This window comes from Cellulophaga sp. HaHaR_3_176 (assembly GCF_019021925.1).
In the GTDB taxonomy this organism is placed as follows: Bacteria; Bacteroidota; Bacteroidia; order Flavobacteriales; family Flavobacteriaceae; genus Cellulophaga.
In genome coordinates this window covers 2,776,606-2,792,746 of record NZ_CP058990.1, presented here as the reverse complement: position 1 = coordinate 2,792,746, position 16,141 = coordinate 2,776,606, and the positions used below count along the sequence as shown (strand labels likewise).

Annotated in this window: 15 protein-coding genes; 9 read left to right on the top strand and 6 right to left on the bottom strand. The window is 31.0% G+C overall.

Annotated features, from left to right (window positions below):
* Positions 1 to 65: 65 nt before the first annotated feature.
* On the bottom strand, positions 66 to 2,831 hold the full coding sequence (locus H0I23_RS12305) for a TonB-dependent receptor (protein ID WP_216783593.1): 2,766 nt from the start codon (positions 2,829 to 2,831) through the stop codon (positions 66 to 68).
* Positions 2,832 to 3,008: 177 nt separating this feature from the next.
* Between H0I23_RS12305 and H0I23_RS12300 the strand changes: the two genes are divergently transcribed.
* From H0I23_RS12300 to H0I23_RS12265, 8 genes are all read left to right on the top strand, one after another.
* Positions 3,009 to 3,695 carry a response regulator transcription factor gene (locus H0I23_RS12300; protein ID WP_216783592.1) on the top strand — a complete coding sequence of 229 codons (687 nt, stop codon included), beginning with the start codon at positions 3,009 to 3,011 and terminating at the stop codon, positions 3,693 to 3,695.
* 116 nt (positions 3,696 to 3,811) lie between these two features.
* Positions 3,812 to 4,753 (top strand): sensor histidine kinase, encoded by a 942-nt coding sequence (locus H0I23_RS12295; RefSeq protein WP_371736632.1) that lies wholly within the window; start codon positions 3,812 to 3,814, stop codon positions 4,751 to 4,753.
* A gap of 103 nt (positions 4,754 to 4,856) precedes the next feature.
* Positions 4,857 to 5,528: a tRNA (guanosine(46)-N7)-methyltransferase TrmB gene (gene trmB / locus H0I23_RS12290; protein ID WP_216783590.1), complete on the top strand. Its 672-nt coding sequence runs from the start codon at positions 4,857 to 4,859 to the stop codon at positions 5,526 to 5,528.
* A gap of 6 nt (positions 5,529 to 5,534) precedes the next feature.
* The gene (locus H0I23_RS12285; protein ID WP_216783589.1) at positions 5,535 to 6,164 is read left to right on the top strand and encodes a LysE family transporter; all 630 of its coding nucleotides are present in this window, start codon (positions 5,535 to 5,537) and stop codon (positions 6,162 to 6,164) included.
* Between the two features lies 1 nt (position 6,165).
* A complete protein-coding gene (locus tag H0I23_RS12280) occupies positions 6,166 to 6,504 on the top strand; it encodes an MGMT family protein (protein ID WP_216783588.1) in 339 nt (112 codons plus the stop codon).
* 244 nt (positions 6,505 to 6,748) lie between these two features.
* Positions 6,749 to 7,897, top strand: a complete 1,149-nt coding sequence (locus H0I23_RS12275; RefSeq protein ID WP_216783587.1) for an Mrp/NBP35 family ATP-binding protein — start codon at positions 6,749 to 6,751, stop codon at positions 7,895 to 7,897.
* Positions 7,898 to 7,899: 2 nt separating this feature from the next.
* The gene (locus tag H0I23_RS12270; RefSeq protein WP_216783586.1) at positions 7,900 to 8,139 is read left to right on the top strand and encodes a NifU family protein; all 240 of its coding nucleotides are present in this window, start codon (positions 7,900 to 7,902) and stop codon (positions 8,137 to 8,139) included.
* 76 nt (positions 8,140 to 8,215) lie between these two features.
* The gene (locus H0I23_RS12265) at positions 8,216 to 8,545 is read left to right on the top strand and encodes a 2Fe-2S iron-sulfur cluster-binding protein (RefSeq protein WP_216783585.1); all 330 of its coding nucleotides are present in this window, start codon (positions 8,216 to 8,218) and stop codon (positions 8,543 to 8,545) included.
* 65 nt (positions 8,546 to 8,610) lie between these two features.
* On the opposite strand, the gene H0I23_RS12260 is transcribed toward H0I23_RS12265, so the two are convergent.
* The 5 genes from H0I23_RS12260 to H0I23_RS12240 all read right to left on the bottom strand — a co-directional run bounded on the left by H0I23_RS12260 (position 8,611) and on the right by H0I23_RS12240 (position 13,642).
* Positions 8,611 to 10,350 (bottom strand): ABC transporter ATP-binding protein, encoded by a 1,740-nt coding sequence (locus H0I23_RS12260; protein WP_216783584.1) that lies wholly within the window; start codon positions 10,348 to 10,350, stop codon positions 8,611 to 8,613.
* A 153-nt stretch (positions 10,351 to 10,503) separates the two neighbouring features.
* The gene (locus tag H0I23_RS12255; RefSeq protein ID WP_216783583.1) at positions 10,504 to 11,211 is read right to left on the bottom strand and encodes an SGNH/GDSL hydrolase family protein; all 708 of its coding nucleotides are present in this window, start codon (positions 11,209 to 11,211) and stop codon (positions 10,504 to 10,506) included.
* A gap of 69 nt (positions 11,212 to 11,280) precedes the next feature.
* Positions 11,281 to 11,934, bottom strand: a complete 654-nt coding sequence (locus H0I23_RS12250) for a hypothetical protein (protein ID WP_216783582.1) — start codon at positions 11,932 to 11,934, stop codon at positions 11,281 to 11,283.
* 93 nt (positions 11,935 to 12,027) lie between these two features.
* On the bottom strand, positions 12,028 to 12,678 hold the full coding sequence (locus H0I23_RS12245) for a hypothetical protein (RefSeq protein ID WP_216783581.1): 651 nt from the start codon (positions 12,676 to 12,678) through the stop codon (positions 12,028 to 12,030).
* Positions 12,679 to 12,745: 67 nt separating this feature from the next.
* Positions 12,746 to 13,642: a metallophosphoesterase gene (locus H0I23_RS12240; protein WP_216783580.1), complete on the bottom strand. Its 897-nt coding sequence runs from the start codon at positions 13,640 to 13,642 to the stop codon at positions 12,746 to 12,748.
* 111 nt (positions 13,643 to 13,753) lie between these two features.
* On the opposite strand from H0I23_RS12240, the gene H0I23_RS12235 reads away from it, so the two are divergent.
* Positions 13,754 to 16,132 carry a GAF domain-containing protein gene (locus H0I23_RS12235; RefSeq protein ID WP_216783579.1) on the top strand — a complete coding sequence of 793 codons (2,379 nt, stop codon included), beginning with the start codon at positions 13,754 to 13,756 and terminating at the stop codon, positions 16,130 to 16,132.
* Positions 16,133 to 16,141 lie beyond the last annotated feature (9 nt).

Here is a 16,141-nt window from a genome sequence, read left to right as displayed (position 1 = left end):
TATGTATCTTGATTTTTTTTTAAATAAAAAACCTCCTTTTTTAGAGGAGGTTTTGAATGTTTTAATTAAAAGTTTAAAGATAAACCAGCAGAGAAGCTGACTCCTCTTTGATAAGAGTTCATTGTTAATTTTTCAGGAACATCTCTGTAGAGTTCAAAACTCGGGTTTAAAATATTTTTAGCGTTTAATTTCAGCCCTATTGTTTTATTAAATTTATGGCTAAAAATTAAATCAATGATAGGGACAGCTTTTTCAATTATGTTTTCTTGAAAATTAGTACCTATACTGTATACCTTGTCACTTTGATAGTTGAATACTAAAGAGGCAATAGTTTCTTTTTCTTCAAAATCAAATTTATAAGAAATGTCTGCATTTGCTGTAAACGGCGATGCGCCTTCTAATTTAGAGCTGTCACCAGTATAATTAAAAGAAGTATTGTCGATGTTGTATTCTAATTTCGTTTTCATAAGCGTAGCATTTGCACCAACACTAATATTGTTTCTCTTGAAATTATCAGATTCGCTGTTAAAAATGTCTAGTTTCGTTTCAACTTCGACACCAAATACAGTTGCATCACCTGAGTTGTCAAATGTAAAATCTCTTTCGATAGCCGAGTTTCTTTCAAGTCTGTTTATTGAGTTTTCAATTAATTTTCCGAAAACACCAATTGCAAATAATTCATTTGATTTAGGAAATAGTTCAAATTTAACTTCCGCATTATAATTGTCAGAAGGTAAAAGTGCAGGGTTACCAGATTCTTGGTAATTAATTCCTTCATATGCAAATGGAGCAATCTCTTTAAATTGAGGGTATGTATATGTTACGCTACCAGAAGCTCTCAAATTAATTTTTTCATTCAACTCATATTTCAAGTTTAATGAAGGAAGAATGTATTGTTTATCTAAATCAATACTACTATTATTTGAAAAACCAGGGAAACTTATATTAGTGTTCCAGGTTACATTCATTTTAATATCTTCAGCTCTAAGGCCAAGGTTTGCCGTGAATTTATCTCCGAACTTATATACTGCATCAACATATGCTGCATGTACATCTTTTTTAGCATCGTATAATTGAGGTAGATAAGTTTCTGAATCATTATTATTTCTTCCTCTTGATGTTTCAATACCGAAAAGTCCATTTGAAAGATTTTCTTGATTGAACGTATTATCTAAGTTATTAACATCTACAAATGTGGTTCTAGGAGCAGTAAAATTATGGTCAAAATAAATACCATCGAATTTTCTATCCGTAACCCTACCATTATAACCTAGCGTTATTTTTCCTTTATTTTCGAAACGATCGCCTAAATATTTAATAGCATTTAAATTTCCTGAAATGTCATTTTCAAATAAATTACCATAAAATCTACTATTGTCTCTAACTGCATTTTGCGAAATTCTTGTGGTATTATCATCATTGTCAATAATGAAAGTGTTTTTTCTACGATCTGGCTCATCATTGTAAATTGAGCTATAACCAAGGGAAGCGTTGATATCGAAAGATTCGCCAAATTTATTAGTTGATAATAATTGATTTACGAAAAGTCTATTTTGTACTTCAGTCTGTAATAATAAATTAACAAGTCTATTATCATCACTACCTCTACCAACGTCTGTAGTAGTACCTTCAAAATCTTGAATTTTTTGATTGTTAGAGTGAACAAATAGGTGGTTGAAACTTAATTTATGATTTGCATTAATTTTATATACTAAATTACCCATTAACATTTTAGAAGCATTATAGCTATATGTCTCGGTATTAAATTGTGATCCAATATTGTCAGCAGTAATAATATTTTCTGAAACACCATCTTGAAAACTATATGAATTATCAAAAGAACCTACTAAAAATATACTAATAGTGCTTTCATCTGAAATTTGAAATTTCTTACCATAATTAATAGACAGTGATAATTCAGGACTAGCAATACTATTATTAGGTGAGTAACTATTTGTGAAGCTATATTTAGTTAAGTCTCTAATCTCATGGTTTGTGTTAGAGTTTACACCAACCCAATTGGCTCCATCAATTTGTTTAAAATCTTTAAATGTTGTTTGTGTATTACCACCAGCTGAAATACTTACTTTGAATAAAGAAGAAGCAGTCATTTCTTTACTTACAATATCAATATTAGCACCAGCAACATCAGACGAAAGATTAGAAGAGAAGGACTTAGATATCCCTACATTTTCAATAATATCAGTTCCGAAAAGAGACAAATCTATATTCTTGTTTCCTGGGTCGTTAGCAGGTAATGGTAAACCATTAAAAGTAGTACTATTATATCTGTCGCCTAGCCCTCTTACATAAATTTTACTAGAGCCTTCTTTTTTATTTACTCCAGTTACTTTAGTAGTCGCATCAGCAGCATTAGAAACTGCTTTTTTAGCAAGCTCTTGGGCGCCAATAGCTGTTTTAATCTCTATAGCTTTTTTTTGATCTAGTAATAAAGCGGCTTCGGTATCTTTACTAACTGTTGTTGTTACAACAACCTCATCTAAAGACATACCTTCGCTTGCGGCCATAGGTACATTGATAGTAGTTTGTTTACCTGCTTCAATAACTATATTAGGTATTTCTATAGTTTCATACCCTAAATAACTAAAGTTAAGAACATATGTGCCTGGGGCTACATTTCCAATTTCGTAAAGTCCATCAAAATCTGTTGTGGTACCTTTTGTAGTACCTTTTATAAGTACGTTTGCAAAAGCAAGTGGTTCATCATTAGCTTCTTTATCAATAATTTTTCCAACAATACTCCCTGTATCTTGAGCATTTGAAAAGCTTATAGTAGCGATAAATAAAAAACTTAATAATACTAGTCTCATTTCTATGATTTAATTTTCGGCAAAGGAACGGCCTACTCGTAAAGGCTATGTTACCTGTGAGTTAAAAATAGATTTACTTAATGTTACATTAATGTTATGATATTAAATCAATGTTAAGTAACTTAGTTGTAATACTATTATCTTTACATTTGAGCGAATAATCAATTAAAATTCCTAATGAAAAATAAAGACATTAGAATACTGTTAGTAGATGACGAGCCAGATATTCTTGAAATTTTGAGTTATAATTTATCCTCTGAAGGGTATGATGTTATAACTGCAAAAAATGGTATTGAGGGTGTTGCAAAAGCAAAAAAGAAGCAACCGCATCTTATTATTTTAGATGTAATGATGCCAGAAATGGATGGTATTGAAGCTTGTGAAATTATTAGAAACACTGCTGGTTTAGAAAATACAATTATAACTTTTTTGACTGCACGTAGCGAAGATTACTCTCAGGTGGCTGGTTTTGACGCAGGTGCTGATGATTATATTTCAAAACCTATAAAGCCAAAAGTTTTGATTAGTAAAATAAAAGCGCTTCTTAGAAGGTTAAAAGAAGAAGCTGTTGAGGTTGAAGATATTGTTACTGTAGGTAATATTGTAATAAATAGAGAAGAGTATAAAATTATAAATAATGGCGAAGAGCTTACTTTGCCTAGAAAAGAGTTTGAGTTACTAGCTTTGTTAACATCAAAACCAAACAAAGTATTTAAAAGAGAAGTCATACTAGATAAGGTTTGGGGTAATGAGGTTGTTGTTGGTGGCCGTACTATTGATGTGCATATTAGAAAATTACGTGAAAAAATAGGCGATGATTATTTCAAAACGGTTAAAGGTGTAGGGTATAAGTTTATATTATAATGGCAATTTTATTTAAAAAATCTTACAAATTTGCTTTTCGCTCAGCGCTATATATTACCATATTACTTTCGTTTTATTTGTTCTTTTTTTTATGGCTGACGAAACAGTTTGATTGGATGTTTTTTGTTATCTCAATACCAATTACATTTCTCGTTTGTTTTTTTATTATTCAACTTAGAGTAGAGAAGTTTATTTATAAAAGAGTTAAAAGAATATATGATGATGTTTCCTTATTAGAATCATCAAATCTTACGTCTAGAACAGTAACTACTGATATGGGTACGTTAACGGCAGAAATAGAAAAATTTGCTAAGGATAAAAAGATAGAAATAGACACATTAAAAATTAGAGAAGAATATAGAAGAGATTTTTTAGGTAACGTTTCTCATGAACTTAAAACACCTCTTTTTACTGTTCAAGGGTATATTTTAACCCTATTAGATGGTGCTTCTAAAGATAAAGCTATTCTTAAAAAATATCTTCAAAGAGCAAATAAAGGAGTCGAACGCCTAATTTATATTGTTAAAGATTTAGATTTAATAACGAAGCTAGAAGTTGGTGATTTAAATGTTGAGGTTTCAGAGTTTAATATTGTAGAGCTGATACAAAGTGTATTTGATCTTTTGGAAATGAAAGCTGCTAAGAAGAAAATTTCATTGACTTTTGATATGAAATATAGTATACCAATTTTAGTAAACGCAGATAAAGAAAAAATTCAGCAAGTAATAACTAATCTTTTAGTTAACTCAATAAAATACGGTCAAGTAAATGGTACTACAGAAGTTAGTGTAGAAAATTTGATTAAAAATAAAGTCATTGTTAGGGTTACAGATAATGGTGAAGGAATTTCAGAAAAACACATTCCACGTCTTTTTGAGCGTTTTTATAGAGTAGACCAAAGCGGAAGTAGAGAGGAAGGCGGCTCAGGATTAGGCTTGTCTATTGTTAAACACATAATAGAAGCGCATAACGAAAAAATATACGTAGAAAGCGTTATAGGTGTAGGGTCAGAGTTTTCTTTTACATTAGAAAAAACTCAAAAAGAAATAGAAAATTAAGTAAAAAGATAAATTTTAAATTACATTTTAATAAGCTTAAAGTAGTGCAACTCTTAATCTAAGATTTTCTTAGCTTTGCGCTTTCATAAAATTTTGAATTAAAGTGGGGAGTAAAAACAAGCTGAAAAGGTTTAGAGAGAACGATACATTTACTAATGTTCTTCAACCAGATAGAGAAGATGTAAAGAATGACTTATTTGATTTAAAAGGAAAATGGAGTGCGTTCTTTAAAAATGATAACCCTATTGTTTTAGAATTAGGTTGTGGTAAAGGGGAATATACTATCGGACTTGCTAAACAAAACAAAGACAAAAACTTTATCGGAGTAGATATTAAAGGAGCAAGATTTTGGCGAGGTGCTAAAACTGCCCTAGAAGACGATTTATCTAATGTTGCTTTTTTAAGAAGTCAAATAGAGCTTGTCGATAATCTTTTTGCTGAAAATGAAGTTTCTGAAATTTGGATTACTTTTCCAGACCCTCAAATAAAATATAAGAGAACAAAGCATAGGCTTACCAATAAAATATTTTTAGATAAGTATAACCATATTTTAAATAATGATGGTTTGGTAAATTTAAAGACTGATAGTGAATTTATGCATGGGTACACATTAGGTCTTTTACATGGTTTAGGCCTTGAGGTTATTTATGCAAATCACGATGTATATAAAAACGAAGGCAGCCCAAAAGAGGTGCTAACTATTCAAACTTTCTACGAAAATCAGTATCTTGAGAAAGGAAAGCCAATAACCTTTACTCAATTTAAAGTTAGATAACCACTAATGATACATTCATTAATTCTGTTTTTTGTAACCTTTTCGGCGGCTTTTATGGCAACAGTACCACCAGGTTTGCTAAATATGAATGCAGCAAAAACAAGTGTTGAAAAAGGAAAATTAAACGGAATTATTTTTAGCCTTGGTGTATCAACGATGATAATGGTACAGGCGTATATTGCTGTTTTAATATCTAAATACCTTCACAATCACCCTGAGGTTGTTGCTGTATTATTAAAAATAGCATTGGTTGTATTTGCTTTTTTTGCAATTTACTTTTTTGTTTTAGCAAAAAGAAACAAGCCTCAGAAAGAAAAGGTCGTTAATGTGAGTAAAAAAAACAGCTTTTTTAAAGGTGTTTTACTTGCCGCATTAAATCTTTTAACTATTCCGTATTATAGCGGTTTAAATGCCATGTGGAAAACATCAGGCTGGATCAATTTTGGACTTGCAGATATTCTAATTTTTATTGTAGCAGCTGGCTTAGGTACATTTACTGTTCTGTATTTGTATACTATTTACTTTTATAAGTTAGAATCAAAAAATAACACTTTTTCTAGAAACTCGAATTATATTTTGAGCGCTTTAATGGCATTGCTTTTTGTGATTACTCTTTTCCGAATTTTCAATCAATAAAATGGAAAAAGAAGAGCCTAATTTTTTTGAAAAAGTTTATGATGTGGCAAAGCAAATTCCCTTTGGTAGGGTAACATCATACGGGGCAATTGCAACGTATTTAGGTGCTGCACGTAGTGCGCGTATGGTAGGTTGGGCAATGAATGGTTCTCCTGAAGGTGTACCAGCACATAGAGTTGTAAATAAAAAAGGTTTACTAACTGGTAAGCATCATTTTGATGGTACTAACTTAATGCAGCAATTGTTAGAAAATGAAGGCATTGTAGTTATTGAAAATCAAATTCAAGATTTAGAAAAGCATTTTTGGAACCCATATACTGAGTTGGAAATAGAATTGTGATTATTTCTTTTTTTATTAAAATTTTTAGAAACCACCGCATTAGACATTCTTATAAGAGTATGTTATATTTCAATTTCAACCTTTCGGAATATCCCTTCTATAATGTATCTTTGTGATTTAGAATTAGTTTTAATAAAAGAGTTCTAAATTGATGTGGTGAAGTAGCTTTTTTAACTTTTTTAGCTGAGGCTGAAATTTTTACTAAAAAACCACGTCAAACTAATAAACATAAGGCATATAATTGATGAAATTAGAGAAGAAAGATATTCTCAAAGCTTTAGAAAATATTACTGTACCTGGTGAAGGTCAGAATATGGTGGAAAGTGGAGCGGTAAAAAATATTCAAATTTTTGGAGATGAGGTTGAGGTCGATATTACGATTAGAAATCCAAGTCTTCAAGCACGTAAAAAAACGGAAGTTGAGATTTTAAAAATTATTCATAAAGAAGTTTATGAAAAAGCTAAAATCAAAATCAATGTAAAAGTAGAGGCACCAACACCTTCTGCAGTTCCAAAATCAAATGAAATAAAAGGAAAACCAATTCCTGGTATTAAAAATATAATAGCTGTAGCTTCAGGTAAAGGTGGTGTAGGTAAATCTACAGTTACTGCAAACCTTGCGGTAACATTGGCTAAAATGGGTTTTAAAGTCGGGTTGTTAGATGCTGATATTTATGGACCTTCTATGCCAATTATGTTTGATGTTGCTCAAGAAAAACCTTTGGCAGTTACTATTGATGGAAAGTCGAAAATGAAACCAGTTGAGAGTTATGGTGTGAAATTACTTTCGATAGGCTTTTTTACACAACCTAATCAAGCTGTTATTTGGAGAGGACCAATGGCTTCAAAAGCATTAAATCAAATGATTTTTGATGCACATTGGGGTGAAATAGATTTTATGTTGTTGGATTTACCTCCAGGAACGGGAGATATACATTTGAGTATCATGCAAGCAATGCCTGTAACAGGTGCAGTTGTAGTTAGTACTCCGCAAGAAGTTGCTTTGGCAGATGCACGCAAAGGTGTTGCAATGTTTCAACAAGACTCTATAAACGTGCCTGTGTTAGGAATCGTTGAGAATATGGCGTACTTTACTCCTGATGAATTGCCTGATAATAAATATTATATATTTGGAAAAGAAGGGGCAAAACATTTATCAGAAGATTTAAAAGTTCCATTTTTAGGTGAAATTCCTTTAGTGCAAAGTATTCGTGAAGCAGGTGATGTAGGTAGACCAGCAGCAATGCAATCAGGTACACCAATTGAAGCAGCATTTGAAGAAATTACAAAAAATGTAGTGCAAGAGGTGGTAAACAGAAACGATAGTTTACCAGCTACTGAAGCTATTAAAATAACTACTATGGCAGGTTGTTCTGCTGTTAAAAAGAAATAATTATGACATCAGAAGAGCTTAAAATGAATGTAGAAAAAGCGTTAGAAGAAATTCGACCTTTTTTACAAAGTGATGGAGGTGATATTTCTCTTGTTTCTATAGATAATGGTTCTTCTGTAAAAGTAAAGTTAGAAGGTGCTTGTGTAGGTTGTTCAGTAAACCAAATGACGCTGAAAAGTGGTGTAGAAATGACTATTAAAAAATACGCACCTCAAATACAAGAAGTAATAAATTTAGCATAGATTAATACCAATAAAATTCTTATAATTCCCGATGAATAGCTTTGTTGCTCTCTGAGGGAATTTTAAATACATTACAATGTCAGACGTAAAAATAAAGATTAAAGACAGAGATGGGGTTCATCATGAAGTAGATGCTCCGACTGATATGAATATGAACATTATGGAACTTGTTCGAGCTTATGAGCTTGCTCCTGAAGGTACTATTGGTGTTTGTGGTGGTATGGCAATGTGTGCATCATGCCAGTGTTACGTAGAAAGTGATACTAATTTACCTGAAAAGTCTGACGATGAAGATGCAATGCTTGCAGAAGCGTTTTATGTAAAAGATAACAGCCGTTTAGGGTGCCAACTTCACATATCAGAAGAAATGGATGGGTTGGAGATCGAGTTAGCTCCTGAAAGTTAAATACGAGAAGTAACAAATAATAAAAAGCCAAAATTTAAATACTATAAATTTTTGGCTTTTCTTGTTTATATTCTAGCTTGGTAAGTAAACAGGTTATAATAACGACCCTCTTTAGCAATCAAATCATCATGTGTTCCTTGTTCTGCAATTCGTCCATTTTCAATTACTAATATTTGATCTGCTTTTCTAATAGTACTTAATCGGTGTGCAATAACAAAGGTTGTTCTGCCTTCGGTAAGTGTAGCTAAACTTTTTTGAATTAAAGTTTCACTTTCAGTATCTAGGTTTGATGTAGCTTCATCTAAAATTAATATTTTTGGGTCAGCTAAAATGGCTCTTGCAATAGCAATACGTTGTCTTTGCCCGCCAGAAAGTTTTACACCACGTTCACCAATTAAAGTTTCTAACCCTTTTTCAAACCTGTCTGTAAATTCATTTACATAAGCAGCATTTACAGCTCTTTGTAGTTCCTCCTCACTAGCATCTGGTCTTGGGAATAAAATGTTGGCTCTAATTGTACCTTCAAATAAAAATTCGTCTTGTAAAACAACACCTAAGTTTTTTCTAAAGCTGTTGAGGTTTACTTTTGACATGTCTTGACCATCAATAGTAATATTACCAGATTGTGGGTTTAAGAACGTTGCTGCTAAACCTGCTATGGTAGATTTTCCAGAACCAGAACTACCTACTAAGGCTACTACAGATCCAGATTTTACTTCAAAATCAATATTATGTAAAACCTCTTTATCTTCTTCATAAGCAAATGAAACATTATTAAAAGCCATGTCACCTTTAATAGTATCAAGTACAATGGTTCTGTCTTTTTCATCAGCTTCAGGAGTCATATTCATTAATTCCTCCGTACGGTCTAAGCCAGCTAAAGCTTCGGTTAATTGACTCCCTACATTACTCATTTGCACTATTGGTGCTACCATAAGAGCTAGTAAAAAAGTAAATTCAAAATACTCTCCAGTTGTAAGTTCTTTGATTATTAATAAATAACCTCCATACCCCATCATTATACCAGTAGTAGCTAAGCCTAATAAAAATATTGAAGAACTAGTCATAAATGCAGTTGCAGTTAAGCTCTTTTTTACATTTTGATATAAACGATCAACACCCTCTTCAAAAACTTTGCTTTCTTGATCTTCGGCATTAAAACCTTTTATTACTCGTACACCGCCTAAAGTTTCAGTTAACCTACCTTTTACTTCAGCATTTATTTTTCCTCTTTCTCTAAAAACAGGACGAATAATTTTAAATGCCTTTAATGAGATTACTGCAAATAAAATTAATGGAATAAATGCCATAAGTGTCATCTCAGGACTAATTTTCACTAATAATATAATAGAAACAATAGCTGTAATTGTTCCTCCAACAAGTTGTACAAGACCAGTGCCTATCAAATTTCTAACACCTTCAACATCGCTCATAATACGAGAAACCAAACTACCAGATTTTGTATTGTCAAAAAAGCTAATAGGTAATGAAAGTACTTTTTTTTGTACTTGAGCCCTTAATTCAGAGATTAGATATTGTGCTTGTATGCTTAATACTTTTGTTAGTAAAAAAGAAGTGATAGCTTGCACAAGAAATGCAATTACGACGATACCTACCAAGGTTTTTAGAAATGAAATGTTTTCATTTGGAACAATATCATCCATTAAATATTTAAGAGACATTGGGGCTACAAAACTTGCAGCTTTACTTATTACAATTAATAAAAGGCCAATGAAAACAAGGTTTCGACGAGGCCAAATAATTGTTTTGAAAGCGCTAAGTATACTTACTTTTTTTTCTGCCATGGTATTGTAAATCTGCTATTTTATTACATATTTGAATACCTGAGTCAGGTACACAAAAACGATAACAAAGTTACCTTAAAAAACAGCGCATTATAGTGTGTTTGTTATAAAGATGTAGAACAGGTGTAATTAGTGAGAAGTTATTTTAAATATCTACTTTAAAATAGAAAGCGCAATCGGGTATATTCTTTCAACAAATTTAGCATAAGCTTCTGCTGATGGGTGTAAACCATCATTAGCAACCAAATTAGGGTTTTCTAAACCTTGTCTTGTAATATCAGTAATATTAATAAAAGCAACATTATATGCTAATGCTGTTTGTTGTGCAAAATCGTTATAAAGATTTATCTCTTTAGATATTTGTTCTCTATTAGAACCTGATTGTGCGTAAGGAGTATATGCGTAGTCTGGTATAGAAATTACGATTACATTTTCAATATTTTCATTAGTTAAGGCGATTGATTTTTCTATTAATTCAGTAAACTCTTTTTTATATTGATCAAAAGGTGTTCTTTGAAATTGGTTATTGACACCTATTAAAAGTGTTACCAAATCATAATTGTCTCTAATTGAACCACTTTCTATAGCTTTCAATAAATTGTCTGTTCGCCAACCAGTAGTTGCAATAATTTCTGTATTAACTATAGTGTCTAAATTGTCTTCTAAACTAGTATCTAATTGTAAAGGAAAACTATTTTTTTTAGAGACACTTTCACCTATGGTGTAGCTATCACCTAATGCAAGGTAGTGGTATGCAGCCGTGCTATTTGAGGTTTCGTATATGTTTTGAGTCGCGATATTTTCGGTACTAGAGCAACTGAAAAATAGAAAGCTTAAAACAAGAGTACTGTATAAACGCATAATTCTCTTTACATTAGATACGAGAATTTTTATATTTAGGTTTTTGTGTAGAAAATAGAGCTGAAAAACTTATTCCTTTGTAACTATAAATGTAGCTTTCGATCCTGCGGATAAAGTCCATTGATTGGCATATATAAGTTTACCTTTATCATCGTAAACATTTATTTGGGCAGTATTCGGACTAGAAGATCCTTCATTTAATGCCTCAAATTCAACTCTATTAAACCCTTTTTTTAAATCAGCATTTATACCTTTAAAAGCGCCTGTTAAAAACATTTTAGGTTCAACAACTTCTCCGTTTACTATTATACGAACTAAGTCTCCATCAACATATTGGTGATCTCGACAAACAATACCAATAAACTCTCCATTATTTTTTACATCGCCTAAATACATGTCAGGAAAATGTTTTCCTGGGCTATAGCCATTTCCTTCGAGTATTTTAGGATCTAGTTTTAAGTCAGCTCCTGCTTGAACTAATTTCTCATTAGGCAGCATTTGTATTTTGTTTTTAACGGAATCTTTTAAATTATACTCTTTCTGTTCACCTAATAAATTTGGCATATTTAGAGAAAGTTTCTGCTTCTCTTGCGGAAATAACTTTAAATCTGTTGGAGTGTCTTTACTTTCTATTTTCAAAACTTGAGATTTAGGAAAATCCTTCTGAGAAAACCCAAGCTGAAAAATAAATAAGAGAATTAGTAGACTAAGTATTCGTTTCATAACTATAAAATAAGTAGGTAACTACCTGTAAAGTAACAAATACCCTGCCAAATAATTATAAAATTGATGTTAAAAGATAAGCGGCAAATTAGCTTATTCTCCTAATTCAGTGATTTTTTTCTCGTATAATTTTTTACTTTCTATTACAGCTACATTTAATTCTTGCATAATTCCGTCAACACGGCTTTCAATGCTTTCCATTTGTCCGTTAATATTGTCGAAAGAGTTTAGTGCGGCAGCTACTTCTAATGCTTTTACAACTTCAACAGCATCGCCATGTAATAAACGTAATTTATCAATTGCTTTTGATGTGTTTGCAAGCGTACTGTTGTATTTGGTTCTTGCTTTTTCGATAGCTCTTAATAATGTTTTTTTACTTTTTTCATCACTTAGGCTATTAGTTTGAGTGTCCATAGCAGTGAAAAGATTAGAAGCTTTTTCTTTTAAATCTTCATATTCTTTATTCAGCTTTTCTACTCTATTATTAACTTTTTCCCAGTCACCGTAAACTTTAGCAAATTCTTTATCTTCATTTTTAGTGTCTTCTAATGCGCTTTTAAGTGCGTTTAAAGACTCTAAGCCAGAGTTAACAATTTTATTTGCGTTTTCTTTTTTATTCTCAAAAGTAGAAACTTGCGATTTAAATTTTTCTTTTAATCTGATTAAGTCTTCAGGACTTTTACTTTTCCAGCAAGAGGTTAATGTAAAAGCAATTAAAAGGATAAGAGATGTTTTTTTTAACATGGTTGTGTTTTTAAATAAGATGCTAAATTAATGAAAATAGGTACCTGTTTAAAATTTAGCACAAAAATCACTTTTTATTATAATTGCTAATTTTTTGAGGTCCTTCTAAAACAACTCTAACAACTCTAAGTATACCATCTTCGGTAGTCGCTATATGCCATTTAATTAAAGTGATATTGCCATTTTCTATTTCTATGCCAGTAATACTTCTAGGGTGAACACAACTGCCATCATTAAAAAAGGGAATATCACCAGGTTCAGGAAAACGAGGCCGATGAGTATGGCCGACAATAGTTATTAAAAGTTTGTTTTTAACAATCCATCTTTTTATTCTACGCTCTACTTTTATTAATTCTGTATAATTTTTCGCAGGGCTAGTAGGGTCTGCAATACCCCAAACTTGTAACGGTTTCCAAAGTACTCTAACTAAAAAACGACCTACTCTCCAAAACGTATAGTTCCACCAATCTGCCTGATGGCCATGCGTTAAAAAAAGCTCTTGATCAGTTTCTTGATGTTTTAGAATAATAGCTTCATTATAATTTATATCTTCAAAAAGTTCTTTTTCACAACCTTCAATAGGCTCAAAATAACTATTCAAATTTTTCTTTACATATATTGGGTTTTTATAAATCATATCATGATTACCCCAAATCATATGCAGCCTACCTCTAATATGAAATTCTTTTAGTAATTGAAAAACATTTTTATGAGCATTAAAAATAGATTCGAAATTCGAATTTTCCCATAATTCATCACCATCACCAAGCTCAATATATTCAAAGTCTTCTTTAAAATAATGTTTTAAAGCATGAAAATAAATGTTTCTGTTGTTCGCAAAGTCATCAGCAAAACTATTATCTCCTCTATGGCAATCACTAAATAAAATAAACTTAGAAGAATTGTTAAAAGAAACCTGTTTTGCGTTTTTGTATGCTCTTGATAATCTAGTATTGGAAGACATATAGGTTATTTTGTGACATTAAACAGGTGAATTGGTCGTAAACTAGCTTAAATACAAAGTTATAGGTTTTCTTTTGTAATTTTGTAATGTTATATACGACATATTACTACTATGATTGAAAATAGAATATCTCCATTAATTCAAGTTATTAGCTTTGATAAGTTATTAAAGCAATATGATGCTATGGCAGATAGTAGTGATACTTTTCAAGCAGCAAAGGCTAAATTTGTTTTAGAGGCTCAAGCACCATACCCGATTTTACGAGAGGGCTTTAAAGATTATTCATTACTTAAAAAGTATGAAAATGTTATAAAGATAATTTTAAGTGATTCCTTTTCTGAAGTTTTAACAACTAATGAAATTAAAACAGCATCAATACCATTTGATAATGTTGTTTTTAATTCATCGAAAAGGTTTAAAAAAATACTTAAAGATGCGGGGGGAGAGGAATTTATTCCTGTAATGCGTAATTTTTCTGATCACCAGCTATATGTTATGTCTTGTACAGTAATATTGAGCTCATATTATGGTTTTCAGTTAGATGTTAGGCCACCTTTTTTTTATGATATTATTGATGAGCATGGTGTCATGCGCCATTACAGAATATTGTATAATGCAGATTTTATAGAAATACTTCCAACAGAGAATGCAAAAGATCTTTCTCAAGACGATATTGATGAATTATTAGAAAACTTTGATGATTTAGAACTTTGGAAAGAAAAAATACCTGTAGATAGTTTTATTTGTAAAGGTTTTGTAATCTCTTCAATGTTTGATGTTACTTCTGAAAATGCTATTTCAGAAATAAAATCGAGCTTAATTGGTAACGATAAAAGAGGCAATGATAGCTTCATGACCAATTTACAAGAAGCTTTTAGATCTTTTTTTAGTGTGTCAGATGTAAAAGCTGGTTTTGTAACATATAATTCTAAGAAAAATCAATTTGAAAAAGTTGTAGGTTTAGGTATTGAAAGTTTTATTTTACAGCACAATCAAATAAAATCTTGTACAGAGGCACTTTGTCAAAATTCATACAGTAAATTATTAAAAGATAATACAAGTTTTACTATTTCTGATGTAGATAAATATGTTACTTTATCTGATAATAGTCTGCCTTATAAGGGTTTAAAAGAACAAAATATTAAGAGTGCTATTTTTGCACCCATTGCAGATAAAGGAAAATTGTTAGGTGTTTTAGAACTGGTTTCTTATAAAAAGAATGCTTTAAATAGTGTAAATGCTAATAAATTAGTGGATATAATGCCATTTATTGTATCGGGTGTTTTACGTTCTATGAATGAAGAGGAAAATCGTATAGACGCGGTTATTCAGAACGAATGTACATCTGTTCACTCTTCTGTTTACTGGAAATTTAAAGAAGAAGCTAAACGGTTTATAACTGATGGTGTTGAAAATAGAGCATCATCTTTTAAAGAAATAGTTTTTAAAGATGTTTATCCTTTATATGGTCAAGTAGATATTAAAGACTCATCTATAGCTAGGAATAAGGCTATACAGCGCGATTTAATGATTCATCTTTCTGCAATTAATAAGGTGTTGTCTTTAGCTTGGGAAAAAAATAAACTTCCTGTTTTTGAAGAATTGATGTTTAGGGTAAACAATCATATCGATGAGGTTAAAGAAGTTTTAAACACGAATAGTGAGCAAGCAATTTTTAATTTTGTTCAAGACGAAATAACACCTGTTTTTGAGTACTTGAAAAAAGGTGATATTGATTTAGAAAAAGCTATAATTTCATACGAGTCTGATATTGATATGGGAACACTCTCATATTATGATCATCGAAGAAATTATGATGAAAGTGTAATGCAAATCAATAAAAAGCTTTCTTCGGTTATTGATAAGAAACAGTTAGAAGCTCAAGAAATGTTTCCTCATTTTTTTGAACGTTATAAAACGGATGGGGTAGAGCATAATATATATGTAGGCGCTTCAATTGTTGATGATAAAGAATTTAACCCTCTTTATTTAAGTAATTTAAGATTGTGGCAACTTCAGGTAATGTGTGAGATGGAAAATGAACATTATCTTTTAAAACCATTAATACCCGTGCCATTAGATGTAGCATCTTTAATGTTAGTATACAGTTCATCATTAGCTATCCGTTTTAGGATGGATGAAAAACGATTTGATGTTGATGGCACATACAATGCTCGTTATGAGATTATTAAAAAAAGAATAGATAAAGCATATATAAAAGGCACAACAAAGCGTATTACAGAGCCAGGTAAAATGGTTATTGTATACTCGCAAAAAAATGATGAGCTTGAATATTTAAGGTATATAAAGTTTTTAAAATCTAAAGAATTTTTTACTGGTAAAATAGAAATTGTTGAGCTAGAAGGCCTTCAGGGTGTTTCGGGTTTAAAGGCAATACGTGCTGATATTCGTTATAAATCAGAAAACTCTCCAGGAGCTAAAACGTTTACTTATGAAGAACTTATTGAAGAGTTTAATATAAAAGCTTAATATTAAAAT